The sequence below is a fragment of the Streptomyces sp. NPDC054794 genome (assembly GCF_053611585.1).
Genome location: NZ_JBSHAQ010000036.1, coordinates 74,797 through 100,314 on the forward strand (window position 1 = coordinate 74,797; position 25,518 = coordinate 100,314).

Annotated in this window: 21 protein-coding genes; 18 read left to right on the forward strand and 3 right to left on the reverse strand. The window is 71.2% G+C overall.

Going from position 1 to position 25,518, the window contains the following annotated elements; translation table 11 throughout:
* Positions 1 to 19 precede the first annotated feature (19 nt).
* Positions 20 to 604, reverse strand: coding sequence for a TetR/AcrR family transcriptional regulator (locus ACWGKT_RS31910; RefSeq protein ID WP_453276408.1), 585 nt, complete (start codon positions 602 to 604; stop codon positions 20 to 22).
* 87 nt (positions 605 to 691) lie between these two features.
* Here ACWGKT_RS31910 and ACWGKT_RS31915 point away from each other — a divergent pair, with 87 nt between their 5' ends.
* The 12 genes from ACWGKT_RS31915 (at position 692) to ACWGKT_RS31970 (ending at position 13,031) form a co-directional block, all read left to right on the forward strand.
* Positions 692 to 1,063, forward strand: coding sequence for a DUF4267 domain-containing protein (locus ACWGKT_RS31915; protein WP_453276409.1), 372 nt, complete (start codon positions 692 to 694; stop codon positions 1,061 to 1,063).
* Positions 1,064 to 1,104: 41 nt separating this feature from the next.
* Positions 1,105 to 1,596: a cupin domain-containing protein gene (locus tag ACWGKT_RS31920; RefSeq protein ID WP_235456564.1), complete on the forward strand. Its 492-nt coding sequence runs from the start codon at positions 1,105 to 1,107 to the stop codon at positions 1,594 to 1,596.
* Positions 1,597 to 1,806: 210 nt separating this feature from the next.
* Positions 1,807 to 2,103, forward strand: coding sequence for an Asp-tRNA(Asn)/Glu-tRNA(Gln) amidotransferase subunit GatC (gatC, locus tag ACWGKT_RS31925; protein ID WP_031117542.1), 297 nt, complete (start codon positions 1,807 to 1,809; stop codon positions 2,101 to 2,103).
* Between the two features lie 4 nt (positions 2,104 to 2,107).
* The gene (gatA, locus tag ACWGKT_RS31930) at positions 2,108 to 3,610 is read left to right on the forward strand and encodes an Asp-tRNA(Asn)/Glu-tRNA(Gln) amidotransferase subunit GatA (RefSeq protein WP_235456565.1); all 1,503 of its coding nucleotides are present in this window, start codon (positions 2,108 to 2,110) and stop codon (positions 3,608 to 3,610) included.
* Positions 3,607 to 3,849 (forward strand): hypothetical protein, encoded by a 243-nt coding sequence (locus ACWGKT_RS31935; protein ID WP_356149153.1) that lies wholly within the window; start codon positions 3,607 to 3,609, stop codon positions 3,847 to 3,849. The genes gatA and ACWGKT_RS31935 overlap by 4 nt, the downstream gene beginning before the upstream one ends.
* Positions 3,850 to 3,864: 15 nt before the next feature.
* Positions 3,865 to 5,379 carry an Asp-tRNA(Asn)/Glu-tRNA(Gln) amidotransferase subunit GatB gene (gene gatB / locus ACWGKT_RS31940; RefSeq protein WP_235456569.1) on the forward strand — a complete coding sequence of 505 codons (1,515 nt, stop codon included), beginning with the start codon at positions 3,865 to 3,867 and terminating at the stop codon, positions 5,377 to 5,379.
* A gap of 98 nt (positions 5,380 to 5,477) precedes the next feature.
* On the forward strand, positions 5,478 to 5,846 hold the full coding sequence (locus tag ACWGKT_RS31945; protein WP_453276410.1) for a hypothetical protein: 369 nt from the start codon (positions 5,478 to 5,480) through the stop codon (positions 5,844 to 5,846).
* 204 nt (positions 5,847 to 6,050) lie between these two features.
* Positions 6,051 to 8,279, forward strand: a complete 2,229-nt coding sequence (locus ACWGKT_RS31950; protein WP_453276411.1) for an MMPL family transporter — start codon at positions 6,051 to 6,053, stop codon at positions 8,277 to 8,279.
* Positions 8,257 to 8,832, forward strand: a complete 576-nt coding sequence (locus tag ACWGKT_RS31955; protein ID WP_453276412.1) for a GNAT family N-acetyltransferase — start codon at positions 8,257 to 8,259, stop codon at positions 8,830 to 8,832. The genes ACWGKT_RS31950 and ACWGKT_RS31955 overlap by 23 nt, the downstream gene beginning before the upstream one ends.
* Before the next feature lie 35 nt (positions 8,833 to 8,867).
* Positions 8,868 to 9,482: a hypothetical protein gene (locus ACWGKT_RS31960; protein ID WP_453276413.1), complete on the forward strand. Its 615-nt coding sequence runs from the start codon at positions 8,868 to 8,870 to the stop codon at positions 9,480 to 9,482.
* 199 nt (positions 9,483 to 9,681) lie between these two features.
* Positions 9,682 to 9,870 (forward strand): hypothetical protein, encoded by a 189-nt coding sequence (locus tag ACWGKT_RS31965; protein ID WP_235456576.1) that lies wholly within the window; start codon positions 9,682 to 9,684, stop codon positions 9,868 to 9,870.
* An 86-nt stretch (positions 9,871 to 9,956) separates the two neighbouring features.
* Positions 9,957 to 13,031 (forward strand): helix-turn-helix transcriptional regulator, encoded by a 3,075-nt coding sequence (locus ACWGKT_RS31970; RefSeq protein ID WP_453276414.1) that lies wholly within the window; start codon positions 9,957 to 9,959, stop codon positions 13,029 to 13,031.
* 19 nt (positions 13,032 to 13,050) lie between these two features.
* Here the strand turns inward: ACWGKT_RS31970 and ACWGKT_RS31975 are convergent, their stop codons facing one another.
* Both ACWGKT_RS31975 and ACWGKT_RS31980 read right to left on the reverse strand, forming a co-directional pair.
* Positions 13,051 to 14,214, reverse strand: a complete 1,164-nt coding sequence (locus tag ACWGKT_RS31975) for a PQQ-dependent sugar dehydrogenase (protein WP_453276415.1) — start codon at positions 14,212 to 14,214, stop codon at positions 13,051 to 13,053.
* A gap of 124 nt (positions 14,215 to 14,338) precedes the next feature.
* Entirely contained in the window at positions 14,339 to 15,337 is a 999-nt protein-coding gene (locus tag ACWGKT_RS31980) for an aldo/keto reductase (protein WP_453276416.1), read from the reverse strand.
* A gap of 74 nt (positions 15,338 to 15,411) precedes the next feature.
* On the opposite strand from ACWGKT_RS31980, the gene ACWGKT_RS31985 reads away from it, so the two are divergent.
* The 6 genes from ACWGKT_RS31985 to serA all read left to right on the forward strand — a co-directional run bounded on the left by ACWGKT_RS31985 (position 15,412) and on the right by serA (position 25,374).
* A complete protein-coding gene (locus tag ACWGKT_RS31985) occupies positions 15,412 to 16,362 on the forward strand; it encodes a 2-hydroxyacid dehydrogenase (protein WP_356149130.1) in 951 nt (316 codons plus the stop codon).
* A gap of 402 nt (positions 16,363 to 16,764) precedes the next feature.
* Positions 16,765 to 19,782 (forward strand): putative bifunctional diguanylate cyclase/phosphodiesterase, encoded by a 3,018-nt coding sequence (locus tag ACWGKT_RS31990; RefSeq protein ID WP_453276417.1) that lies wholly within the window; start codon positions 16,765 to 16,767, stop codon positions 19,780 to 19,782.
* Positions 19,783 to 20,019: 237 nt separating this feature from the next.
* Positions 20,020 to 21,879 carry an acetolactate synthase large subunit gene (locus tag ACWGKT_RS31995; RefSeq protein WP_453276418.1) on the forward strand — a complete coding sequence of 620 codons (1,860 nt, stop codon included), beginning with the start codon at positions 20,020 to 20,022 and terminating at the stop codon, positions 21,877 to 21,879.
* Positions 21,880 to 21,899: 20 nt separating this feature from the next.
* The gene (ilvN, locus tag ACWGKT_RS32000) at positions 21,900 to 22,424 is read left to right on the forward strand and encodes an acetolactate synthase small subunit (RefSeq protein WP_235456583.1); all 525 of its coding nucleotides are present in this window, start codon (positions 21,900 to 21,902) and stop codon (positions 22,422 to 22,424) included.
* A 129-nt stretch (positions 22,425 to 22,553) separates the two neighbouring features.
* Positions 22,554 to 23,552: a ketol-acid reductoisomerase gene (gene ilvC / locus ACWGKT_RS32005; RefSeq protein WP_356149122.1), complete on the forward strand. Its 999-nt coding sequence runs from the start codon at positions 22,554 to 22,556 to the stop codon at positions 23,550 to 23,552.
* Positions 23,553 to 23,784: 232 nt separating this feature from the next.
* The gene (gene serA, locus ACWGKT_RS32010; protein ID WP_356149119.1) at positions 23,785 to 25,374 is read left to right on the forward strand and encodes a phosphoglycerate dehydrogenase; all 1,590 of its coding nucleotides are present in this window, start codon (positions 23,785 to 23,787) and stop codon (positions 25,372 to 25,374) included.
* Positions 25,375 to 25,518: the final 144 nt, after the last annotated feature.

Genomic DNA, 25,518 nt, shown 5'->3' on the forward strand with positions numbered 1-25,518 from the left:
GGCCGCGGTCCGTGTGGGTTCAGGTCGCACATGCCGTGAAGTGGGCCGTCAGGAGGGTCAGACGGGCGGTGTGGGCCTCCTCGGGGAGGCGGCCGCTGCGCATCAGGGTGATGAGGCCGTGCAGGCCCGCCCAGTAGGTCTCCGTGAGAAGGCCGGGGTCGTCGCCCTCCGTCACGATCGGCTCCACGGCCCGCAGCAGTTCGCCGAACGCCTCGTGCAGCGCCGCCGGAGCCTCCGGCGTGGCGAACGGCAGGTCCACGGTGTGAGTGAACATCGCGTCGTACAGGGCGGGCCGGCGCCGGGCGAAGTCCGTGTACGCCTCGCCGACCGCCGCCAGCGCCTCGCGCGCACCCTCGGCCTTGGCCCGCGCCGCCCGCAGTTCCACGGCCAGCTCCGTGAATCCCTCCACCGCGACCGCCGCCATGATCGCGTCCTTGCCCTTGAAATGGCTGTACAGGACGGGCTGGCTGTACTCGATCTCGGCGGCCAGCCGTCGTGTGGTCACCGCGTCCCAGCCCTCGGCCTCCGCAAGGTCCCGCGCGGCCGTGACGATCAGCTTCTCGCGCTCTGCCCGCTCGCGCTCCCGGCGCTTTTGAATCGACATGCTCCCGATTCTAGCGCCGCTAGCATTCTTGTCCACGCTCTGCTAGCTTTGCTCATATCCCTAGCGCTGCTAGCAAGGAGATCCGGCATGACTGTCACCGCGTACACGCTCGCCGTCCTGCTCGACCTGCTCGTCCTGTTCATAGGGGCCCGCTTCCTGTTCCAGCCCGCTGCCGCCGCCACCGGTTACGGCGTCCCGGCCAGGCCCGAGGGGGACGCCGGCGCCTATCTCACGATCAAGGGCCTCAGGGACGGCGCCTCCGGCGTGATGGGCCTGGTTCTGCTGGCCTTCGTCGGTGCCCGTGCCGAGGCGTGGTTCATGGTGGCCGTCGCGATCGTGCCGCTCTTCGACACCCTGATCGTGCTGCGCAACGGCGGCGCCCGGGCCGTGGCCTTCGGGATCCATTTCGCCACGGCCGTCGTTGTTCTCATCAGTGCCGCACTGCTCTTCGCCGTCTGATCACGTCCGAATCGCAACCAGGGGTACCAGGGGGTTCAGGAATGTCGCTGTTCGTTCCGAAGTTCGATGAATCGGTGATCGTCCGTGACGCCGCTGCCGAGGTCATCGGCGGCGACCCGGTCGGTGTGAAGCTGCTGGCCGACAGCAGCGCCACCGGCGGTGCGCTGTCCACCGTGCGGGTCACCCTCGCGGAGGGCGCCGACGGGGCCTTCCCGCACGTGCACAACAACTCCGCCGAGATGTTCTACCTGCTCGACGGGGCCGCCGAGGTCCTCTCCGGCGACGACGTCGTCACCGCCGAACGCGGCGACCTGATCGTCGTCCCGCCCGGCCGGCCGCACGCCTTCGCCGCCGCCCCCGGGGCCACCGCGGATCTCCTCATCGTCATCACCCCGGGCGTCGAGCGCTTCGAGTACTTCCGCCACCTCCAGCGCATCCGCCTCGGCGAACTCACCCCGGAGAGCCTCCTCGAAGTACAGGACCTGTACGACAACCACTTCCTCAAGAGCGCGGCCTGGGAAGGTCGCCACTGACCCCACCAGGCGCCCGCGGGGCGGTCATGGGGCGACCATGGGGCGGGACCCGGCAAACCGTTTAACGGTCACCGGGCCCCGCCCCATAGGATTGGGGCCAGTCGTCCCCTTCCCGTCTGGCGCGCGACGCCTGGCACGCACGCTCGCCGCGTTGCCGGGGACGACTAGCCCCAGCCCAAACCGCAAACTCTCACCCCAGAGGATCGCTGCATGCCTGGCATCACGCGCGAGGAGGTCGCCCACCTCGCCCGGCTGGCGCGTCTGGAGCTGAAGCCCGAAGAACTCGATCACTTCGCCGGCCAGCTGGACGACATCATCGGCGCGGTCGCCCGCGTCAGCGAGGTCGCCGACCAAGACGTACCGCCGACCTCTCACCCGCTGCCGCTGACGAACGTCATGCGGCCGGACGAGGTCCGTCCCTCGCTCACCCCCGAGCAGGCGCTCTCCGGCGCCCCGGCCCAGGAGCAGCAGCGTTTCAAGGTGCCGCAGATCCTGGGGGAGGACTGATCCCATGACGGACAACGTCAACATCATCAAGCTCACGGCCGCCGAGACCGCCGAGAAGATCGCTTCCGGCGAGCTCACGGCCGTCCAGGTCACCGAGGCCCACCTCGCCCGGATCGAGGCCGTCGACGAGAAGGTGCACGCCTTCCTGCACGTCGACCGCGAGGGCGCCCTGGCGCAGGCCCGGGCCGTCGACGAGAAGCGGGCGAAGGGGGAGAAGCTCGGCCCGCTGGCCGGCGTTCCCCTCGCGCTCAAGGACATCTTCACCACCGAGGGCGTTCCGACGACCGTCGGTTCGAAGATCCTCGAAGGCTGGATCCCGCCGTACGACGCGACGCTCACCAAGCGGCTGAAGGCCGCCGACGTGGTCATCCTCGGCAAGACCAACATGGACGAGTTCGCCATGGGGTCCTCGACGGAGAACAGCGCCTTCGGGCCGACCGGAAACCCCTGGGACCTCACCAAGATCCCCGGCGGCTCCGGCGGCGGCTCCAGCGCCGCCCTCGCCTCCTTCCAGGCCCCGCTCGCCATCGGCACCGACACCGGCGGCTCCATCCGCCAGCCGGCGTCCGTCACGGGCACGGTCGGCGTGAAGCCGACCTACGGCGCGGTCTCCCGCTTCGGCATGGTCGCCTTCTCGTCCTCTCTCGACCAGGGCGGGCCCTGCGCCCGTACGGTCCTGGACGCGGCGCTCCTGCACGAGGTCATCGCCGGACACGACCCGCTCGACTCCACGTCCATCGACGCCCCGGTCCCGCCGGTCGTCGAGGCCGCCCGCAACGGCAGCGTCCAGGGCATGCGCGTCGGCGTCGTCAAGCAGTTCCGCGGCGAGGGCTACCAGGCCGGCGTCATCCAGCGCTTCGACGAGTCGGTCGAGCTGCTCAAGGAGCTGGGCGCCGAGATCGTCGAGCTGGACTGCCCGTCCTTCGACCTGGCGCTGTCGGCGTACTACCTGATCGCCCCGTCCGAGTGCTCCTCCAACCTCGCCCGCTTCGACGGCCTGCGCTACGGCCTGCGGACCGGCGACGACGGCAGCCACTCGGCCGAGGAGGTCACCTCGCTCACCCGTGAGGCGGGCTTCGGTCCCGAGGTCAAGCGGCGCATCATGCTCGGCACGTACGCGCTCAGCTCCGGCTACTACGACGCGTACTACGGCTCCGCCCAGAAGGTCCGCACGCTCATCACGCGGGACTTCGAGAAGGCCTTCGAGCAGGTGGACGTCATCGTCTCCCCGACGACGCCGACCACGGCCTTCGCGATCGGCGAGCGTGCCGACGACCCGATGGCGATGTACCTGGCCGACCTGTGCACCATCCCGACCAACCTGGCGGGCAACGCGGCCATGTCCCTGCCCTGCGGTCTCGCCCCGGAGGACAACCTCCCGGTCGGCCTGCAGATCATCGCGCCGGCGCTGAAGGACGACCGCCTCTACAAGGTCGGCGCTGCTGTCGAGGCCGCGTTCGTGGAAAAGTGGGGTCACCCGCTGCTCGAGGAGGCTCCGTCGCTGTGAGCAATGCACTGTCGAAGGCCAAGGGCTTCAAGAAGTCGAAGTCCGGCACGTACCTGTCCATGGGTACCACCGCGTTCGGCGCGGTCGGTGTCTGCAAGCAGATCAAGAAGGCGCGTGCCGAGCACGACACGCTGCGTCTGATCGACGCCACCGTGTCGGCCGTCGCGATCGTCACCGGCCTCGCCATCCTCTACCGCGAGCTGAAGCGGCTGGGCGACGACGACGTCCTGCTGGGCTGAGAGGGAAGTTTCACCGTGACCACCACGACCGACCTGGTGTCGTACGAGGACGCGCTCGCGTCGTACGACCCCGTCATGGGCCTTGAGGTCCATGTCGAACTCGGCACCAAGACCAAGATGTTCTGCGGGTGTTCGACCGAGCTGGGCGCCGAGCCCAACTCGCAGACCTGCCCGACCTGCCTCGGCCTGCCCGGCGCGCTCCCGGTCGTCAACGCGACCGGCGTCGAGTCCGCGATCAAGATCGGTCTCGCGCTCCACTGCGAGATCGCCGAGTGGTGCCGCTTCGCCCGGAAGAACTACTTCTATCCGGACATGCCGAAGAACTTCCAGACCTCCCAGTACGACGAGCCGATCGCCTTCAATGGCTACCTCGACGTGCAGCTGGAGGACGGCGAGACCTTCCGCGTGGAGATCGAGCGCGCCCACATGGAGGAGGACACCGGCAAGTCGACGCACATCGGCGGCGCCACCGGCCGAATCCACGGCGCGCAGCACTCGCTGCTGGACTACAACCGCGCCGGCATCCCGCTCATCGAGATCGTCACCAAGCCGATCGTGGGCGCGGGCGACCGCGCGCCCGAGGTGGCGAAGGCGTACGTCCGTGAGCTGCGCGAGCTCATCCGGGCCCTCGGTGTCTCCGAGGCCCGCATGGAGATGGGCCAGATGCGCTGCGACGTCAACCTGTCGCTGATGCGCAAGGACGCCGACAAGTTCGGCACGCGCTCCGAGACGAAGAACGTCAACTCGCTGCGTTCCGTGGAGCGCGCGGCCCGCTTCGAGATCATGCGGCACGCCGCGGTGCTCTCGTCGGGCGGCACGATCATCCAGGAGACCCGCCACTTCCACGAGGACACCGGGTCGACGACCTCGGGCCGCGTGAAGGAGGAGGCCGAGGACTACCGGTACTTCCCGGAGCCCGACCTCGTCCCGGTGGCCCCGTCCCGCGAGTGGGTCGAGGAGATCCGCGCCGCGCTGCCGGAGATGCCGCTGGCCCGCCGCACCCGCCTGCTCGCGGAGTGGGGCATCTCGGCCACCGACATGCAGGCGATCCTCAACGCCGGCGCGTTGGACCCGATCGTCGCCACGATCGACGCCGGTGCCGACGCGGCCTCCGCCCGCAAGTGGTGGATGGGCGAACTGGCGCGCAGCGCCAACGAGTCCGGCAAGGCGCTGGACGAGCTGGCGATCACGCCGGAGCAGGTCGCCCGGGTCACCGAGCTGGTGAACTCCGGTGACCTGAACGACAAGCTGGCCCGCCAGGTCATCGAGGGTGTTCTCGCGGGCGAGGGCACCCCGGACGAGGTCGTCGACAAGCGCGGTCTCAAGGTCGTCTCCGACGACTCGGCCCTCGGCACGGCCGTCGACGAGGCCATCGCCGGCAACCCGGGCATCGCCGACAAGATCCGCGGCGGCAAGGTGGCGGCGGCCGGCGCCCTGGTCGGCGCGGTCATGAAGGCCACCCGCGGCCAGGCCGACGCGGCTCGCGTCAAGGAGCTCATCCTGGAGAGGCTGGGCGTCGGCGAAGGCTGAGCCCGCTCTGTCACCGGCCCCAGGGGGATGCGTCGTACGCGGCGCATCCCCCTGGGTGCGTCCGACGCATTCATCCACACGTACTACGCTCGCCCGCCATGAGTGGACGCACGGATTCCGACGTACGACCCGGCATAGCCGAGGTGGCCGAAACGGCCGAGGTGGACGACATGGATGACACCGGGGACATGGACGACGTCGACGACGTGGCGGACCACGCCGAGGACGCCCGCCGGGCGCGCTGGGTGGCGACCGGCACCGGTGTCCTGCTGACGCTCGCGGGCCTCGCCGCCGCGCTGCTGCGCCTCACGGGCTCGAAACCGGTCGTCGTACCGGCCGCCTACGCCGTCGGAGCCGGAGTGTGCGCGCTGGCCGCGGTGCTGGGCGCCCGGGGCCGTACCCGCCGGGCCCTGTGGCTCCTCGTCGCGGGGACGATGATCATGGCGCTCGGGGACCAGTTCGACTGAAGTACCCGCCGGGACGACAGAGTTCACTCAACTGTCCTGTGACGTGTCTCCCACTCTGTCGAAGAACCCCACGAACGCGGTAGACGATCACTTTTGCCTGCAAGAGTGTCCCCCGAATCCTCATGCGTTCTTTGCGGGTTGTTCAGTTCATGGACGGATGTTCCCGAACAAAGATCCACAAATCGTCATCCTGGGAGCACGTCCGTGGCAGCCCTCGCGCATTGGTGTGTCCGGCACCGCCTGGTCGCCGTCCTGCTGTGGCTCCTCGCCTTCGGCGGGGCCACCGCTGCCGCCGCCGTCACGGGCTCCGCGTACTCGAACGACTACGAGGCCCCCGGCACCGAATCGGGCCGCGCCACCCGCCTGCTGAACGAGGGCTTCCCGGGACTCGGCGGCGACACCGACACCGTCGTCTGGCACACCACCCACGGCACCGTCCGCGCCGCCGACGTCAAGCGGACGATGAGACAGACCCTCGAAGAGATCGCCGACCTGCCCGGCGTGGCGTCCGTGACGAGTCCCTACACGGCACACGGCCGCGACCGGATCAGCGAGGACGGCCGTACGGCGTACGCCACCGTCACCTTCGACGAACCGGCCGAGGACATCGACAAGTCCGAGGCGCGGCGCGTCGTCCGCGCCGCCGAGTCCGCACGGAGCGACACATTCGACGTGGAGCTCGGCGGCAGCGCCATCGGCCTCACCGAGTCGCCGAGCGGGCACGTGGCCGAGCTGGTCGGCGTGGTCGTCGCCGCCGTCGTGCTGTTCCTCGCCTTCGGCTCGCTCGCCGCCTCGCTGCTGCCGATCGTCACCGCGCTGCTGAGCGTCGGCACCGCGTACGCCGCGATCGGGCTGCTCGGCCACGCCATGACCGTCGCCGACTTCGCGCCCATGCTCGGCCTGCTCATCGGGCTCGGCGTCGGCATCGACTACGCGCTGTTCATCGTCACCCGGCACCGGCGCGGACTGAAGCGCGGCCTCACCGTCACCGAGGCCGTGACCACCGCCGTCGCCACCACCGGACGCGCGGTCGTGTTCGCGGGCGCCACCGTGTGCATCGCCCTGCTGGGGATGCTGATCCTGCGCCTCGGCTTCCTGGGCGGCGTCGCCGTCGCGGCCTCGCTCACGGTCGTCCTCACCGTCGCGGCCTCCGTGACGCTGCTGCCCGCCCTGCTGTCCTACATCGGGCCGCGCGCCCTCAGCCGCCGCGAACGGCGCAGGCTGGCCGAGCACGGACCGCAGCCCGAGCTGCCGACCGGTCTGGCCGCCCGCTGGTCCGCGTTCGTCGAACGCCACCCCAAGCCGCTCGGCGCCGTCGCCGTGGCCGTCGTCGCCCTGCTCGCCCTGCCCACGCTCTCCCTCCACCTCGGCACCTCCGACCAGGGCAACGACCCCCGGACGTCGACCACTCGGCAGGCGTACGACCTCCTCGCCGAGGGCTTCGGCCCCGGCGTGAACGGCCCGCTGACACTGGTGACCCGTGTGGACGGCGCCGACGACAAGCTGGCCCTCGACAACCTCGACACGACCCTGCGCGCCACCGAGGGCGTCACCTCGGTGACGTCGGCGCGCTACGACACCGCCGGCGACACCGCGTACCTCACCGTCGTCCCCGCCTTCGCGCCGCAGTCGCGGCAGACCAGCGAGCTCGTCGACCGGCTGCGCACGGAGGTCCTCCCGCGCGCGGAGACGGGCACCTCGCTCGACGTCCACGTCGGCGGAGTGACGGCGAGCTACGACGACTTCGCCGACGTGATCGTCGGCAAGCTGCCGCTGTTCGTCGGCGTCGTCATCGGGCTCGGCTGCCTGCTGCTCCTGGTCGCCTTCCGGTCGCTCGGCATCCCGCTCAAGGCCGCCGCGATGAACATCGCCGCCGTCGCCGCCGCCTTCGGCATCGTCGTCGCCGTCTTCCAGTGGGGCTGGGGCAGCGAACTGCTCGGCCTCGGCCGCGCGGGCCCGATCGAGCCGTTCCTCCCCGTGATCATGGTGTCGGTCCTGTTCGGACTCTCCATGGACTACCAGGTGTTCCTGGTCAGCCGGATGTACGAGGAGTGGCTGGAGACCGGCGACAACCGGCGCGCCGTCCGTATCGGCCTCGCCGAGACCAGCCGGGTGATCAACTCCGCCGCGGTCATCATGATCTCGGTCTTCCTCGCCTTCGTGCTCAGCGGCGACCGCGTGATCGCCATGTTCGGCATCGCGCTGGCCTCCGCCGTCGCCCTGGACGCCTTCGTCCTGCGCACCCTGCTCGTGCCCGCGCTGATGCATCTGCTGGGCGGAGCCAACTGGTGGCTGCCGGGCTGGCTGGACCGCCGCATGCCGCGGATCAGCATCGAACCGCCCGAGTGCCGCGCCGCGCATGAGAGGCTCACCCGGGTCGTACAGGAACTGGAGAAGGAGCAACGGCAGGATGTACGCGATTTCCCTGGGTGACGACGGCGCGGAACTGCGGCCCCTGGAGCCCCGGCACGCCGAGGAGCTCCTGGCGCACCTGGACCGCGGCCGGGAGTTCATCGGGCAGTTCATCGCCTTCGGGGCGGGGGAGACCGATGTCGAGTCCGCGCGGGCCCTGCTGCTCAGGTACGCCGACAAGTGCGCCGCCGACTCCGGCAGCCTGCACGGCATCTGGCTGGACGGGAAACTGGTCGGCGGGGTCCTGTTCCGGACGTTCGACGCGGCCCAGGGCACCTGCGAGGTCGGCTGCTGGCTGGAGCCCGCGGCGGCCGGCAAGGGTCTGATCACGCGTGCGATCACCGTGCTCATCGACTGGGCGGTCGACGAGCGCGGCATCCACCGCGTGGAGTGGTGGGCGGCATCCGGCAATCAGCCGAGCCTCAACGTGGCCCGGCGGCTGGGGATGACGCGGGAGGGCGTGCTCCGGGAGAGCCGCCTCCACCGGGGCGTCCGGCACGACATCGAGGTGTGGGCGGTACTGGCCCCCGAGTGGCGTGCGGGCCGTGCGCGCCACGCGCGCGACGATCATTAAGGGACTTCTCAGACAGCGTCCGTACGGTGCGGGGCATGGGAACCAAGACTGTTGACGGGGCCGGGACCGGCGCCGGGGCGAATGACGAGGCGGCGGCCGTGGACGCCACCGACACGAGCGACGTGGCCAAGGCCGACGAGCGGGCCGGGGCGGTGACCGAGGCCGGGGCCGACGTGGCCGAGGAGACCGAGTCCGACGCCACCTCCGGGGCCGACACGGCCGGCGACGGCGAGGCCGCCGAGGAGGCGGAGCGCCCCGTTGGCGTCGGACAGGGCGCCGCCGCCGTCGTCTCCGCCGCGCTCGGCCTCGTCTCGCTGAACGGTGGCTGGATCGGCACCGTCGCCTCGGCGCGCGAGACACTCGTCGGCCAGCTGCGGACCGCGTCGAACGCGGGCGTCTCCCAGCAGATCAAGGAGGTGTACGGCGACGCCTGGCACACCACCGCGCTGTGGGCCGGCCTGTTCGCGCTGGCCGCGCTGATCACCGGCGTGGTCGTGCTGGCCCGGCCCGCGTTCGGCGCCCCCGGCAGGTCCCAGGCCCCCTGGATCAAGTCGGTCGCCTGGGCGGGTGTCGCGCTCGGCGTCATCGGCCTGCTCCTGGCCGTCCTCAAGTACTCCGACGCGCTCCTCGGACTGCCGTCCACGAGCTGAATCCCCGCAGTCCACCAGGGGTCTTAGGGCATCCGTAAGCACCTTACGGGCGCCCTAAGGCCCCTTACGCGCATCCGGCGCCCCGCGCCCGGCCGAAGATGCGGAACTCTCCCGATGTGGCGCACCCCCCTGGGAGACGAAGGTTGAGGCATCGCGAAAAGCGAAGCCAGAAACCCACTCTCAACCCTCAGGGGACACCATGTTCGAGTACGCACTCCACCAGTTCCGCTCCGCCGAGCTGCGCCGCCAGGCCGAGCAGGAACGCCTCGCCCGCGAGGCCGTACGCGGCCGCCGCGCCGCACGCCGGGAGGAGGAGGCCCGCCGGGCCGCGGCCACCGAGGCCCATACCGACCGCTCCCGCCGGCACCGAGCCGCCCGCACCGCGTGAGCACCGCACGGCCGGTCATGGCACCCGGTGCGACAAGCACACCGGTGCTGTGGAAAACCGATGCCGTGCCGTCGGACCCCCGTGCCATGCTCACACCTGTGGAGACCAGGTCCGTCAGTCCGGTGTTCGTCGGTCGTACCGACGAGTTGGACACGTTGAACGCCGCGCTCGCCCGCGCCGCAGCGGGCGAGCCGCAGGCCTTGGTGGTCGGCGGCGAGGCGGGGGTCGGCAAGACCCGCCTCGTCGAGGAGTTTGCCACCGCCGCCTGCCGCCAGGGCGCCGTCGTGGCGCTCGGCGGCTGTGTGGAGATCGGCGCCGACGGGCTGCCGTTCGCCCCGTTCTCCACCGCGCTGCGCGCCCTGCGCCGCGCCCTGCCCGACGAGTTCGCCGCCGCGGCCGCCGGTCAGGAGGAGGAACTGGCCCGGCTGCTGCCCGAGCTGGGCGAGACCGCGCCCGCCCGGCCCCCGCGCCGGCACGACGAGGAGGGCATGGCCCGCCTCTTCGAGCTCACCGCCCGCCTGCTGGAAGGCGTCGCCGCCGACCGCACCGTGCTCGTCGCCCTGGAGGACCTGCACTGGGCCGACGCCTCCACCCGCCACCTCCTCTCCTACCTGCTGCGCACCCTGCGCACCGGCCGCCTCGTCGTCCTCGCCACCTACCGCTCCGACGACATCCACCGCCGCCACCCGCTGCGCCCCCTGCTCGCCGAACTCGACCGGCTGCGTACCGTCCACCGCCTCGAACTCGCCCGCTTCACCCGCGAGGAGGTCGGCCGCCAGATCGCCGGCATCCTCGCCGCCGAGCCCGACCCCGCCCAGGTCGACGAGATCTTCGAACGCTCCGACGGCAACGCCTTCTTCGTCGAGGAACTCGCCGTCGCCGCCTGCGAGGGCTGCTGCGCCGGCCTCTCGGACTCCCTGCGCGACCTGCTCCTGGTCCGGGTGGAGACGCTGCCCGAGACCGCCCAGCGGGTCGCCCGGATCGTCGCCGAGGGCGGCTCCACCGTCGAGTACCGGCTGCTCGCCGCCGTCGCCCGGCTCGCCGAGGACGACCTCATCGAGGCGCTGCGCGCCGCCGTGAACGCCAACATCCTCATCGCCGCGCCCGGCGGCGACGGCTACCGCTTCCGGCACTCCCTGGTCCGCGAGGCCGTCGCCGACGACCTGCTGCCCGGCGAACGCTCCCGCCTCAACCGGCGCTACGCCGAAGCGCTGGAGGACGACCCGACGCTCGTCCCCGCCGACGAGGGCGACATGCGCCTGGCCAGCTACTGGTACCACGCCCACGACCCAGCCAAGGCCCTGCCCGCCGTCCTGAACGCCTCGGTCGCCGCCCGCCGCCGCCACGCCTACAGCGAGCAACTGGGGCTCCTGGAACGCGCGATGGAGCTGTGGGACACCGCCCCCGAGGACGTCCGCGCCGCCCTGCGCCCCATCGACTACGCCGAGGTCTATCCGCCCTGCGGCTGCGACCCGGCCACCACCCCGCTGCGCTTCCTCGACCTGCTGGCGGAGGCCGCCTTCGCCGGCCGGCTGTGCGGGGAACGCGAACGCGCTCTGAAGATCACCAAGCGGGCGCTGCGCCTGCTGGAGGACGAGGGCGACCAGTTGCGCGCCGCCTGGTTCTGGACCCAGCGCTCCAGCCTGGTCCAGTCCCTGGGGCGCGGCGACGGATGGCGCGAACTGGCCACCGCCCAGGAACTGGTGCGCGGCCTGCCGCCCTCCGAGGTGCACGCCGAGGTGCTGGGCAGCGTCGCCAACTGGTCCATGCTGCACGAGCCGGGCCCCGAGGCCCTCGCCGCCGCGGAACGCGCCGTGCGGTACGCGCGCATGGTGGACGCCCGCGAGATCGAACTGAACGCGCGTGTCACCCTGGGCGGCCTCCGGGTCGACGCCGGCGACGTCGAGGCGGGCCTCGCCGACATGTACCGGGTCAAGGAGCAGGCCATCCAGGAGGGCTACACCTACGTCGCCGGGCGCGCCTATGTGAACCTCCCCTCCGAGCTCGAATCCGTCGGCCGCTCCCGGGAGGCCGCCCCCATCCTCGAAGAAGGAGCCCGGTTCACCCGGAAGTTCGGTCTGCTGGGCTCCGAGGCCTGGACCTGGGCCAACCTCTCCGAGTCGCTGTACTCCCTCGGCCGCTGGGAGGAGGCCGTCGGGGCCGCGGCCACCGCCGCACGGCGCGGACCGAGCACCAAGCCCCTCGGCACGGCCGCCCTGTGCCTGGCCCACCTGGCCCTGGGCCGCGGCGACCTGGCCGAATCGGCCCGCCAACTGGCCGCTGCCCGCGGCTACTTCGGCACCCACGACCCGATGCCCCAGCAGTGGCTGCCGCTGGCCCGCATCGCCGTCGGCCTCGCCGCGGCTCAGGGCCGCCTGCTCGACGTCCGCGCCGAGTTCGACCGCGCCCTGGAGGCCGGCTTCCCGCCCGGCACGCACCGCTATGCCTGGCCCCTGCTGCTGGCCGCCGCCACCGCGGAGGCCGACGCCCGCACCCTGCCCGCCGCGCGGGCGGGCAGCGCCGACGCCCTCGACCGCATCCGCGGCGCGGCCAAGAGGCTCACCACCGGCGCGCCCGTCTGGCTCGCCCACGACACCTGGGTCCGCGCCGAACTCCGCCGCGCCGACGGCGAGGACACCCCGGACACCTGGTCGGAGGTGGTCACCGCCTACGAGTCCCTGGAACGCCCCTACGACCTCGCCCGCGTCCGCCACCGCCTCGCCCAGGCCCTGCTGTCCGGCGGCGGGGACGACGAACGCGACCGCGCCACGGAGCTGCTCCGTCTGGCCGGGGCCGTCGCCGACCAGTTGGGCGCCCGCCCGCTGGCCGACTCCGTCGCGCTCCTCGCCCAGCGGGCCCGGCTCGCCCTGACCTGCGCCCCGCGGCAGACGCCGGCCGACCCCGTGGCCGCCCTCGGCCTCACCAGCCGGGAGCGCGACGTCCTGCGCCTGGTCTCCGTCGGCCGCACCAACCGCCAGATAGCCGAGGAGCTCTTCATCTCCCCGAAGACCGCGAGCGTCCACGTCTCGAACATCCTGGGCAAGCTCGGCGTCGCCGGGAGAGTGGAGGCGGCGGCCGTCGCACACCGCCTGGGCCTGTTTCCGGCCGGGACGGGCGACGCGCTCGGGGCGAGACAACGGACGGGAGTGCACGGATCGTGACGCCGGGCGGGGTCGCCCCTCACCTCACTTCCAGCTCCAGGATCCGGTCGTCGCCCTTCTTCGGTGTCCCCCGGCCGTCGGTGTTGCTGGTGACCAGCCACACCTTGTCGCCGCCCGCCGCGCCCACCGTGCGCAGGCGGCCGTAGGTGCCGGTGAGGAAGGCCTGCGGGGCCGCCGAGGCCCGCGTGCCCTGGAGGGGGATGCGCCACAGGCGCTGACCCTTGAGGCCGGCCATCCAGATGACGCCGTGGACATACGCGATGCCGCTGGGGGAGGCGTCGTCGGTGTGCCACTGGGCGATCGGGTTCTGGTACGCGGGGTTGTCCGACCTGCCCTCGGCGTCCGGCCAGCCGTAGTTGCCGCCGGGCTTGATCGCGTTCAGTTCGTCCCAGGTGTCCTGGCCGAACTCCGAGGCGAACAGGCGCTGTCTGTCGTCCCAGGCGAGGCCCTGCACATTGCGGTGGCCGTAGGAGTACACGGGGGAGCCGGGGAAGGGATTGCCCGGCGCCGGCTCGCCCTCCGGTGTCATCCGCAGGATCTTGCCGCCCAGGGACTTCTTGTCCTGCGCCAGCCCCCGCTGCCCGCTCTCGCCCGTCCCCGCGTAGAGCATGTTGTCCGGGCCGAAGGCGATACGGCCGCCGTTGTGGATGTAGCCCTTGGGGATGCCCCTGAAGATCGTGTCGGGCGCGCCCAGTTGCTCGCCGGGCGGCCGCTGCTCGTCGTACAGCATGCGGACGACGCGGTTGTCCGAGGCCGAGGTGAAGTACGCGTAGATCATGTGGTCCGAGGCGAAGTCGGGGGAGAGCGCGATGCCCAGGAGGCCGCCCTCGCCGGCCGCGGACACACCGGAGACCGTGCCCAGCTCCGTCCGCTTGCCCGTCTTCGCGTCGATCCGGGTGATCGTCCCGTCGTTGCGGGAGGAGACGAGCAGGTCGCCCTCGGGGAGGGGCGCGAGGCCCCACGGGGTCTTCAGACCCTTGGCGACCGTGCGCAACACCTTCACCGAGCCCTTGGCGGGCGCGGTCTCCTCGGTCGCCCGCGCGGAGGGGGACGCCGTGGACGCCGTACCCCTCGACGCCGTACTCCCCGCACCGAACGGGGCTCCGCCGCCGCCGGAGGAGCAGCCTGCTGCCAGCAGGAGCGCGGCCGCGGCGCATACGGCCGGTACAGCTCGACGTTGCACGATCAGGGTCCCTTCGACGCGGCGGTTCGAGCGAGGGCTCTCCTTTCTCATACACCGTCGGCCCCGCCCGGGTTCCCGGTCTCCCGTCAAGAATCCGCCCGCGGACCCCTGACCGCGTGCGCGCTCAGTCCCACGACCCCTGAGCCGCGGGCAGCCGGGCCAGCTCCGTGAAGTCCTCCGGGGTCAGGCACAGCTGTGCCGCGGCGGCGTTCTGCGCCGCCCAGCGCTCCTGCTTGGTGCCGGGGACCGGGATCACATGGCGGCCCCGGGACAGGATCCAGGCCAGGGCCACCTGGGCCGGGGTGACCTCGGGGCCGTGGCGTCGGGCCACCCGGCGCAGGCCGGCCACGATCGGCTGGTTGGCGGCCATCATCTCGGCCGTGAAGCGGGGGTGCCGGGCGCGCAGGTCGTCCGGCTCGAAGCCCTCGCCGGGGGTCAGGGTGCCGGTCAGGAAACCGTTGCCGAGCGGCATCGCGGCCAGGAAGCCGACGCCCCGCGCCTCGCACCAGGGGAGCAGGGACCGCAGCGCCTCCGGCGACCACACCGACAGCTCCGCCTGCACCGCGCTCACCGGGAAGACCTGCTGCACCCGCTGGAGCTGGCGCAGCGTCGTGTCGTGCAGCCCCGCTCCCGAGCGGCGACCGCCGCGCGCCCCCATCGCGCACAGGCCGAGTGCCCGCACCTTCCCGGCCCGGACCAGTTCCGCCATCGCGCCCCAGGTCTCCTCGACCGGGACCTCGGGATCGGCCCGGTGGAGCTGGTAGAGGTCGATCACGTCCGTCTGGAGGCGGCGCAGCGAGGCGTCGCAGGCCCGCTTCACGTACCCCGGGCGGCCGTTCGCGACGATGTGCTGCTCGCCCACCAGCAGGCCGACCTTCGTCGACACGAAGGCGTCCGGGCGCCGCTCCTTCAGCACTCGGCCCACCAGCAGCTCGTTGGTGAACGGGCCGTACATGTCCGCCGTGTCGAGGAGTGTCGAGCCCGCGTCGAGCGCCCGGTGCACGGTTCTGAGCGATGCGTCGCCCCGCTGCCGCGACCCGCTGTACGCCCAGCTCATCGGCATGCATCCGAGTCCGACGGCCCCCACCGCGAGTCCCCCCGCGCCGATCGTCCTGCGCTCCACCTGCTCGTGAACCTCCCTCGTCCGGCCCCCAACCTAACCTCTGGCCTCCGCTTCGCTGACATAGCCTCCCGACCATGACTGCTGACGTGTGGCTTCCCATCCCGCCGGAGGAGATCGCAGGGCTTCCCCAGGGGCCCGCCTATCGGTTCTGGGACGGGGGTGAGGAGTTCCCCGCCGACCCGGGCGACTGTGCCGTCTACGTCGTGCCCTATATGAAGCCCAGTGAACTGTGCGTGCGGCCGATGGCCCGGATGCGGTCCGTTCAGGTCGTACAGACGCTGACCGCCGGCATCGACCATGTGCAGCCGGGCCTGAAGAACCTCCGCCCGGGGGTGCGGTTGTGCAACGCGCGCGGGGTGCACGAGGCCAGCACCGCCGAGCTCACGCTGACGCTCGTCCTCGCCTCGCTGCGCGGCATCCCCGACTTCGTGCGGGCCCAGGACAAGGGGGAATGGCTGAGCGGATTCCGGCCGGCCCTCGCCGACAAGACCGTTCTGATCGTCGGCTACGGCTCCATCGGCGCCGCCATCGAGGACCGGCTCACGCCGTTCGAGCTCGCGCGGGTGGCGCGCGTCGCGCGCTCTGAGCGCACCTCGGCGCGCGGACCGGTGCATCCGCTCACCGAACTGTCCTCCCTGCTTCCGCAGGCGGACGTCGTCATCCTGTCCACGCCGCTCACGGAGACCACCAGAGGCCTGGTCGACGCAGACTTCCTCGGCCGGATGAAGGACGGGGCGCTGCTGGTCAACGTGGCCCGCGGGCCGGTCGTGGACACGGACGCGCTGCTCGCGGAGCTGCGGACCGGTCGCATCACCGCCGCGCTCGACGTCACCGATCCCGAGCCGCTGCCCCCCGGTCACCCCTTGTGGCAGGCGCCGGGCGTGCTGATCAGCCCGCACGTCGGCGGACCCAGCTCGGCCTTCCTGCCGCGCGCCAAGCGGCTGCTGGTGGACCAGTTGACCCGCTTCGTGAACCGGGAGCCCCTGCGCAACGTGATCCTTACGACGGGCAGCGCAGACGCCTGACGGCCGCCACGGCAGGCGGGCGGTCCGTTTCCGGCACCCTCCGCAATCCCCCGGACGCGGTGCGTGCCCGCATTGCCGCTGGTCGTCACGGAGCGTAGAGAAGCTATGTCCCTGAGTGACGAGACTGGTGTATCGTCCCGACAGGGGCTGCGCCGCGCACCGTTCGGCGCCGGGGATGGACATTTCAGATTTGTGAGGGGGGCGACGGGCGATGCACGGCCTATGGACGAACGATCCGACGCGGCGGAGCCGCCGGCGGCGACCCTGGCGCACGACCGCGCGCAGACGCGGCCACCACAACAGCCATCACCACCAGCGCGGGCACACGGCACGCAAGAGGCATGCGCACCCAGCGCACCGGGACTCGCGGGCCCCGGGAGCGGCGCGGACCGGGAGGCCCCGGTGAGCTCGCCGCCTACCGTGACGACCGCCCTCCACGGAGCGCTGCGGGCGCAGTCTTCGTCGGGGACGCCGCTGTCCCGACCGCCGGCCGTCGGCGGTGGGGCGCGGATGGTCCGGCAACTGGTTCTGACCCTGGTGTGCGCGGCCTACGCCGTCGGTTCCGCGCTCGGCTGGGGTTCGGCCGAAGTCGCCCTGATCATGGGTGACTTCGGGCTGACGGCGGCGGCGGGCACCGCCGCCGTGTCCTGCTTCTTCTACGCGCGCACGCCCCGGGTCCGCTTTCGACCCGCGTGGCTGCTGTTCGCCCTCTCCTCGGCGATGGCGGCCCTGGGCAACGCGGTCTGGGGGTGGTACGAGGTCGTGCTGGCACGTCCCGTACCCAGCCCCAGCTACGCCGACCTGTTCTTCCTGTGCTTCGCGCCGCCCGCGATCGTGGGGCTGCTGGTGCTCGCCAAGCGGCCGGTGACGAAGGCGGGCTGGATCTGCCTGGGGCTGGACGCCTGGCTGATCGGCGGCTCGCTGCTCACCCTGTCGTGGAGCCTCGCGCTCGCCCAGGCCGCCAGGTTCGACGGGCCGAGCGTCGCGCACACCGCGCTCTCACTGGCGTACCCACTGCTCGACATCGCGCTGGTCAGCATGGTGCTGGCGCTGCACTTCCGGCGCTCGCCGGGCAACCGCACGGCGGTGAACACCGCCATCGGCGCGCTCGCCCTGACCGTGATGTGCGACGCCCTGTTCACCTCGCCGCTGCTGCACAGCAGCTACCACTCCGGCCAGCTGCTCGACGCGGGTTGGTTCGCCGGCTCCCTGCTGCTCGCCTACGCCCCGTGGGCCGCACCGCGCGGGCAGGGGCCGCAGGAGGCCGAGCGGCCCACTCCGGACGGGCACACGCGCGTGGTCCACGAGCACGTGCCCGGACAGCGCGGCGGCATCCACCACCGCACGCCGCTGCCCGTGCCGGGGGGTGATCACAGCCGGTATCCGGTCGGCCGGCCCCTCACCGGCTCCCTGGCCGCGCTCACCCCGTACCTGGCCGCGGCCGTGTGCACCCTGGGCATCCTCTACAACGTCCTCAACGGCCGCAGCCCGGACCACGTCGTGCTGATCACCGCCGGTGCCGTGGTGCTCGCGCTCGTCACGCGCCAGGGCATCATGCTGCTCGACAACATCACCCTCACCCAGGAACTGGCGCAGCAGGAGAACCACTTCCGCTCCCTGGTGCAGGGCTCCAGCGACGTCATCATGATCGCCGCGCCCAACGGCATCCTCCGGTACGTCTCCCCGGCCGCCGCCGGGGTCTACGGACGGCCCGCGGAGGACCTGGTGGGCACGGAACTGGCCAACCTCATCCACCCGGAGGACCTGGGCTGCGTGGTGCACGAGGCGCGCCGCTTCCTCGCCGCCAGCCCCCTCGAAGAACCCACCACCCGCATCGAGTGCCGCTTCCGGTCCGGCGGCGGCGGCTGGCTCAACGTCGAGTCGACCGTCAACCGGCACCACGGCGGCCTCATCTTCAACAGCCGTGACGTGACCGAGCGGGTGCGCCTGCAGGCGCAGCTCCAGCACAACGCCGAGCACGATCCGCTCACCGACCTGCCCAACCGCGCGCTGTTCACCCGGCGCGTCCAGCAGGCCCTGTCCGGCCGCCGCGCCTCCGACCGCGGCGCCGCCCTGCGCGGCACGGCCGTCCTCTTCATCGACCTGGACGGGTTCAAGGCCGTCAACGACACGATCGGGCACCAGGCCGGGGACGCACTGCTCGTCCAGGCCGCCCGCAGACTCCACGACGCCGTCCGCAAGAGCGACACCGCCTCCCGGCTGGGCGGTGACGAGTTCGCGGCGCTGATCGTCGGGGACGGCACCCGTGACCGCAGTGCCCGGGAACGGCACATCCTGGAGCTCGCCGACCGCCTCAGGGTGACCCTCTCCCAGCCCTACCTCATCGACGGCAACGATGTCCGTGTCAACGCGTCCATCGGCGTCGCCTTCGCCGAACCGGGTCTCGGCGCGGGTGAACTGCTGCGCAACGCCGACCTCGCCATGTATCGCGCCAAGTCGGCGGGCAAGGGCCGGGTCGAGCTGTACAAACCACAGATGCAGCAGGACGTCGTACGCAAGGCGGAGCTGGCCACGCGGCTGCGTGCCGCGCTGCACGACGGCGAGTTCACGCTGCTGCACCAGCCGGTGGTGTGCCTGGAGAACGGCCGGATCACATCGGTCTCCGCGCAGGCGCGCTGGCGCTCCTCGCAAGGGGTGCTGTTCACCCCGGCCGAGTTCCTGCGGGTGGCCGAGGACAGCGACAAGACCTCGGAACTGAACCGCTGGATCCTCGAAGAGGCGGTGGAACAGGCCGCCGAGCGCGCCGGGACCGGCCTCGCCGTGCCCGTGGTCGTGCGGATGTCCGCCCGGCGTCTGCTGGACCGGTCGATGCCGCTCGGCTCGGTGGAGGCCCTGCTGACCCGGCACGGGCTGCCCTCCGGATCCCTGGTGGTCGAGCTGTCCGAGACCGACCCCCGGGTCTGTCTGGACGAGCTGGAGCGCCGTCTCGGCGCCCTGCGGCGGCTGGGCGTACGGATCGCGCTCGACGGCTTCGGCAGCGGCTACGCGGCGATCACCACCCTCCGGCGGCTCCCCGTCGACGTGCTGAAACTCGACCGCAGCATGGTCGAGGGCGTCGTCGAGTCCGCCCGGCTGCACAAGATCACCAGCGGGCTGCTGCGTATCGCCACCGACCTCGGGCTCCAGTCCGTGGCCGAGGGCGTGGACCTTCCGGAGCAGATCGTCGCCCTGCGCCAGATGGGTTGCACACACGGGCAGGGCATGGCCTTTTCCGGTCCGCTCGACGAATTCCGGCTGCGCCGGGCGCTCGGATCAGGCCATTATCCGGTTCCGCACGGACCCGCCGAACCGGCGTTCGCGGGCGGCGGCGCGGGGGTGTACACAAGTGGTGTGCCCGCTGTCTTCGGAGGCGGAAGTGCCCATCGCTCACATAATGAGACTCCCGTCCCACCCACTTGACACGTGGTGCGCGTCGGAGGGAGGGTCAGTCCCATGCGCACCCGAATTCTCGTACTTGGACAGCGCGTCGGCTGAGCTGGGACCCACCGGAGGACGATCCGGAATCCCCAGCGACCTCACCGGCGCGCTCCCCTCGCTTGCCTTGCGGCACGAGGGGTTTTTTGTTGCACAGGCACCAGGCGTACAACAGCCGCACATCGCACAAACTTCGCAAAAACCCTCAGCATCGAGAAGAGAATGCCGATGACCGAGCAGGCCCCGGGGGCCCACCATCCGCAGCCGCGGCCCCGTTCCGGAGGACAGCAGTCCGCGACCGTCGAGCACGTCACGGGTGCGCAGTCCCTCATCCGTTCGCTTGAGGAGGTCGGCGCTGACACGGTATTCGGCATTCCCGGTGGCGCGATCCTGCCGGCCTACGACCCGCTGATGGACTCCACGAAGGTCCGCCACGTCCTGGTCCGGCACGAGCAGGGCGCCGGCCACGCGGCGACGGGTTACGCGCAGGCCACCGGCCGGGTCGGCGTCTGCATGGCGACCTCGGGTCCGGGTGCGACGAACCTGGTCACGCCGATCGCCGACGCGCACATGGACTCGGTGCCGCTCGTGGCGATCACCGGCCAGGTCGCGTCCAAGGCCATCGGTACGGACGCCTTCCAGGAGGCGGACATCGTCGGCATCACGATGCCCGTCACCAAGCACAACTTCCTGGTCACCAAGGCCGAGGACATCCCGCGGGTGATCGCGCAGGCGTTCCACATCGCCTCCACCGGCCGCCCCGGCCCGGTCCTGGTCGACATCGCCAAGGACGCCCTCCAGGCGAAGACCACCTTCTCCTGGCCGCCCGTCATGGACCTGCCCGGCTACCGCCCGGTGACCAAGCCGCACGCCAAGCAGATCCGCGAGGCCGCCAAGCTGATCACCTCGGCCAAGCGGCCGGTCCTCTACGTCGGAGGCGGTGTCCTCAAGGCACGCGCCACCGCCGAGCTCAAGGTCCTCGCCGAGCTCACCGGAGCGCCCGTCACCACCACCCTGATGGCGCTCGGCGCGTTCCCCGACAGCCACCCGCTGCACGTGGGAATGCCGGGCATGCACGGTGCGGTCACCGCCGTCACCGCGCTGCAGAAGGCCGACCTGATCGTCGCCCTCGGAGCCCGCTTCGACGACCGCGTCACCGGCAAGCTGGACAGCTTCGCCCCGCACGCCAAGATCGTCCACGCCGACATCGACCCGGCCGAGATCGGCAAGAACCGCGAGGCCGACGTGCCGATCGTCGGTGACGCCCGCGAGGTCATCGCCGACCTGATCCAGGCGGTGCAGAAGGAGCACGGCGAGGGTCACCAGGGCGACTACACCGCCTGGTGGAAGGACCTCAACCGCTGGCGCGACACCTACCCGCTCGGCTACGACCAGCCCGAGGACGGCTCGCTGTCCCCGCAGCAGGTCATCGAGCGCATCGGCCAACTGGCGCCCAAGGGCACGATCTTCGCGGCGGGCGTCGGCCAGCACCAGATGTGGGCCGCGCACTTCATCCAGTACGAGAAGCCCGCGACCTGGCTGAACTCCGGCGGCGCCGGGACGATGGGCTACGCGGTCCCGGCCGCGATGGGCGCCAAGGCCGGCGCGCCGGACCAGGCGGTCTGGGCGATCGACGGCGACGGCTGCTTCCAGATGACCAATCAGGAGCTCACCACCTGCGCCCTGAACAACATCCCGATCAAGGTCGCCATCATCAACAACGGTGCCCTCGGGATGGTCCGCCAGTGGCAGACCCTCTTCTACAACCAGCGCTACTCCAACACCGTGCTGCACAGCGGCCCGGAGGCGGACGGCAAGCAGCCCAGCGCCGGCACCCGCGTCCCCGACTTCGTGAAGCTGTCGGAGGCCATGGGCTGCTACGCGATCCGCTGCGAGCGGCCGGAGGACCTGGACAAGGTCATCGAAGAGGCGAACTCCATCAACGACCGTCCGGTCGTCGTCGACTTCATCGTCCACGAGGACGCGATGGTGTGGCCGATGGTCGCCGCCGGCACCTCCAACGACGAGATCATGGCCGCCCGGGACGTCCGCCCCGACTTCGGCGACAACGAAGACGACTGAGCGAGAGAGACCACAGAGAAATGTCCAAGCACACGCTCTCCGTCCTGGTGGAGAACACGCCGGGCATCCTCGCCCGGATCGCCGCCCTGTTCTCCCGCCGCGGCTTCAACATCGACTCGCTCGCGGTGGGCGTCACCGAGCACCCCGACATCTCCCGCATCACCATCGTGGTGAACGTGGAGGACCTGCCGCTGGAGCAGGTGACCAAGCAGCTGAACAAGCTCGTCAACGTGCTGAAGATCGTCGAGCTGGAGCCGGCGCAGGCCGTGCAGCGCGAACTCGTTCTGGTGAAGGTGCGCGCCGACAACGAGACGCGCTCCCAGATCGTCGAGATCGTCCAGCTCTTCCGCGCCAAGACCGTCGACGTCTCCCCGGAGGCGGTCACCATCGAGGCCACCGGCAGCAGCGACAAGCTGTCCGCGATGCTCAAGATGCTGGAGCAGTACGGCATCAAGGAACTGGTCCAGTCCGGCACGATCGCGATCGGCCGCGGCGCCCGTTCGATCACCGACCGGTCGCTGCGCGCTCTCGACCGGTCGGCTTAAGACCTCGACCGGCATCGGTTCGGGCGACCGGGGGACACCGGTCGCCCGTATGCCGAGACCCTGATCCTTCCCCTTCCCCCGCCGTCATACGGTGGGACGCAACACCCGTATCCAAGGAGAGAACCCAAAGTGGCCGAGCTGTTCTACGACGCTGACGCCGACCTGTCCATCATCCAGGGCCGCAAGGTCGCGGTCATCGGCTACGGCAGCCAGGGCCACGCGCACGCCCTGTCGCTGCGTGACTCCGGTGTCGACGTCCGTGTCGGTCTCCACGAGGGCTCCAAGTCCAAGGCCAAGGCCGAGGAGCAGGGCCTGCGTGTGGTGACGCCGTCCGAGGCCGCAGCCGAGGCCGACGTCATCATGATCCTCATCCCGGACCCGATCCAGGCCCAGGTCTACGAGGAGTCCATCGCCCCGAACCTGAACGACGGCGACGCGCTGTTCTTCGCCCACGGCTTCAACATCCGCTTCGGCTTCATCAAGCCCCCGGCCGGTGTCGACGTCGCGCTGGTCGCCCCGAAGGGCCCGGGCCACCTGGTCCGCCGCCAGTACGAGGAGGGCCGCGGCGTTCCCGCGATCGCCGCCGTCGAGCAGGACGCCACCGGTGGCGCCTTCGACCTGGCCCTGTCGTACGCCAAGGCGATCGGCGGCACCCGTGCCGGCGTCATCAAGACGACCTTCACCGAGGAGACCGAGACCGACCTGTTCGGCGAGCAGGCCGTGCTGTGCGGTGGCACCTCCGCCCTCGTCAAGGCCGGCTTCGAGACCCTCGTCGAGGCGGGCTACCAGCCGGAGATCGCCTACTTCGAGTGCCTGCACGAGCTGAAGCTGATCGTCGACCTCATGTACGAGGGCGGCCTGGAGAAGATGCGCTGGTCCGTCTCCGAGACCGCCGAGTGGGGCGACTACGTCACCGGCCCGCGCATCATCACGGACGCCACCAAGGCCGAGATGAAGCAGGTCCTCGCCGAGATCCAGGACGGCACCTTCGCCCAGAACTGGATGGACGAGTACCACGGCGGTCTGAAGAAGTACAACGAGTACAAGAAGCAGGACTCCGAGCACCTGCTGGAGACCACCGGCAAGCAGCTGCGCAAGCTGATGTCGTGGGTGAACGAGGAGGCGTAGGCCTCGGGGCCGGGGCCGGGGCGTTTCGCTCCGGCCCCGTTGTCCATCCCGTCCAGCCACGGACGGGTGATCCTTACGCAGAGGCGCAAGATGACCTCCGCAGCGCAACTACACTGCTGCTCAACATACGCGTCAGGCCCACAGCGTCGTGCGTCTTCCGCGACTAGCCCCCTCCTCCGCCTGCGGCCGTCGGGACGGCCGTCCGCATGCATTGGATTTGTGAGGACCTCACGTGAGCTCGAAACCTGTCGTACTCATCGCTGAAGAGCTGTCGCCCGCGACCGTGGACGCACTCGGCCCCGACTTCGAGATCCGGCACTGCAACGGCGCCGACCGAGCCGAGCTGCTCCCCGCGATCGCCGACGTGGACGCGATCCTGATCCGCTCCGCAACCAAGGTCGACGCCGAGGCGGTCGCCGCCGCCAAGAAGCTGAAGGTCGTGGCGCGAGCCGGCGTCGGCCTGGACAACGTCGACGTCTCGTCCGCCACCAAGGCCGGCGTGATGGTCGTCAACGCCCCCACCTCAAACATCGTGACCGCCGCCGAGCTGGCCTGCGGTCTGATCCTCGCCACCGCCCGGAACATCCCGCAGGCCAACGCCGCGCTGAAGAACGGCGAGTGGAAGCGCAGCAAGTACACGGGCGTGGAGCTGGCCGAGAAGACGCTGGGCGTCGTGGGCCTGGGCCGCATCGGCGCCCTCGTGGCGCAGCGCATGTCCGCCTTCGGGATGAAGGTCGTCGCGTACGACCCGTACGTCCAGCCCGCGCGTGCGGCGCAGATGGGCGTGAAGGTGCTGTCCCTCGACGAGCTGCTCGAAGTCTCCGACTTCATCACCGTGCACCTGCCGAAGACCCCCGAGACGCTGGGCCTGATCGGCGAGGAGGCGCTGCGCAGGGTCAAGCCGTCCGTGCGCGTCGTCAACGCCGCGCGCGGTGGCATCGTCGACGAGGCGGCGCTGTACTCCGCCCTCAAGGAGGGTCGCGTCGCGGGCGCCGGTCTCGACGTGTACGCCAAGGAGCCGTGCACGGACTCCCCGCTGTTCGAGCTGGACCAGGTCGTGTGCACCCCGCACCTCGGCGCGTCGACGGACGAGGCGCAGGAGAAGGCGGGCATCGCGGTCGCCAAGTCCGTCCGCCTGGCCCTCGCCGGCGAGCTGGTCCCGGACGCGGTGAACGTCCAGGGCGGTGTCATCGCCGAGGACGTCAAGCCGGGTCTGCCGCTCGCGGAGCGCCTCGGTCGCATCTTCACCGCGCTCGCGGGCGAGGTCGCGGTGCGTCTCGACGTCGAGGTGTACGGCGAGATCACCCAGCACGACGTGAAGGTGCTGGAGCTGTCCGCGCTCAAGGGTGTCTTCGAGGACGTCGTCGACGAGACCGTGTCGTACGTCAACGCCCCGCTGTTCGCCCAGGAGCGCGGCGTCGAGGTCCGCCTGACCACCAGCTCCGAGGCGACCGACCACCGCAACGTCGTGACGGTGCGCGGCACCCTCGGCAACGGCGAGGAGGTCTCGGTCTCCGGCACGCTGTCCGGCCCGAAGCACCTGCAGAAGATCGTCGCGGTCGGCGACTACGACGTCGACCTGGCGCTCGCCGATCACATGGTCGTCCTGCGCTACGAGGACCGTCCGGGTGTCGTCGGCACCGTCGGCCGCATCCTCGGCGAGGCGGGCATCAACATCGCCGGTATGCAGGTCGCCCGTGCGGCGGCGGGCGGCGAGGCGCTCGCGGTCCTCACCGTCGACGACACCGTCGCCCCCGGCGTGCTGGCCGAGGTCGCGGAGGAGATCGGGGCGACGTCCGCCCGCTCGGTGAACCTGGTCTGACACCGCACGCTCGAAAGCGCCGGGTGGGGTGTGGTAAATCAGCCCACCCGGCGCGTTTTGCTTAGGTGGGGGGGGGCCCAGGGCGCCGTGTGAGAACCCGGGCGTGTAAGGGTACGGGGCCGGGGGGTGCCCGACCAGGTTGCC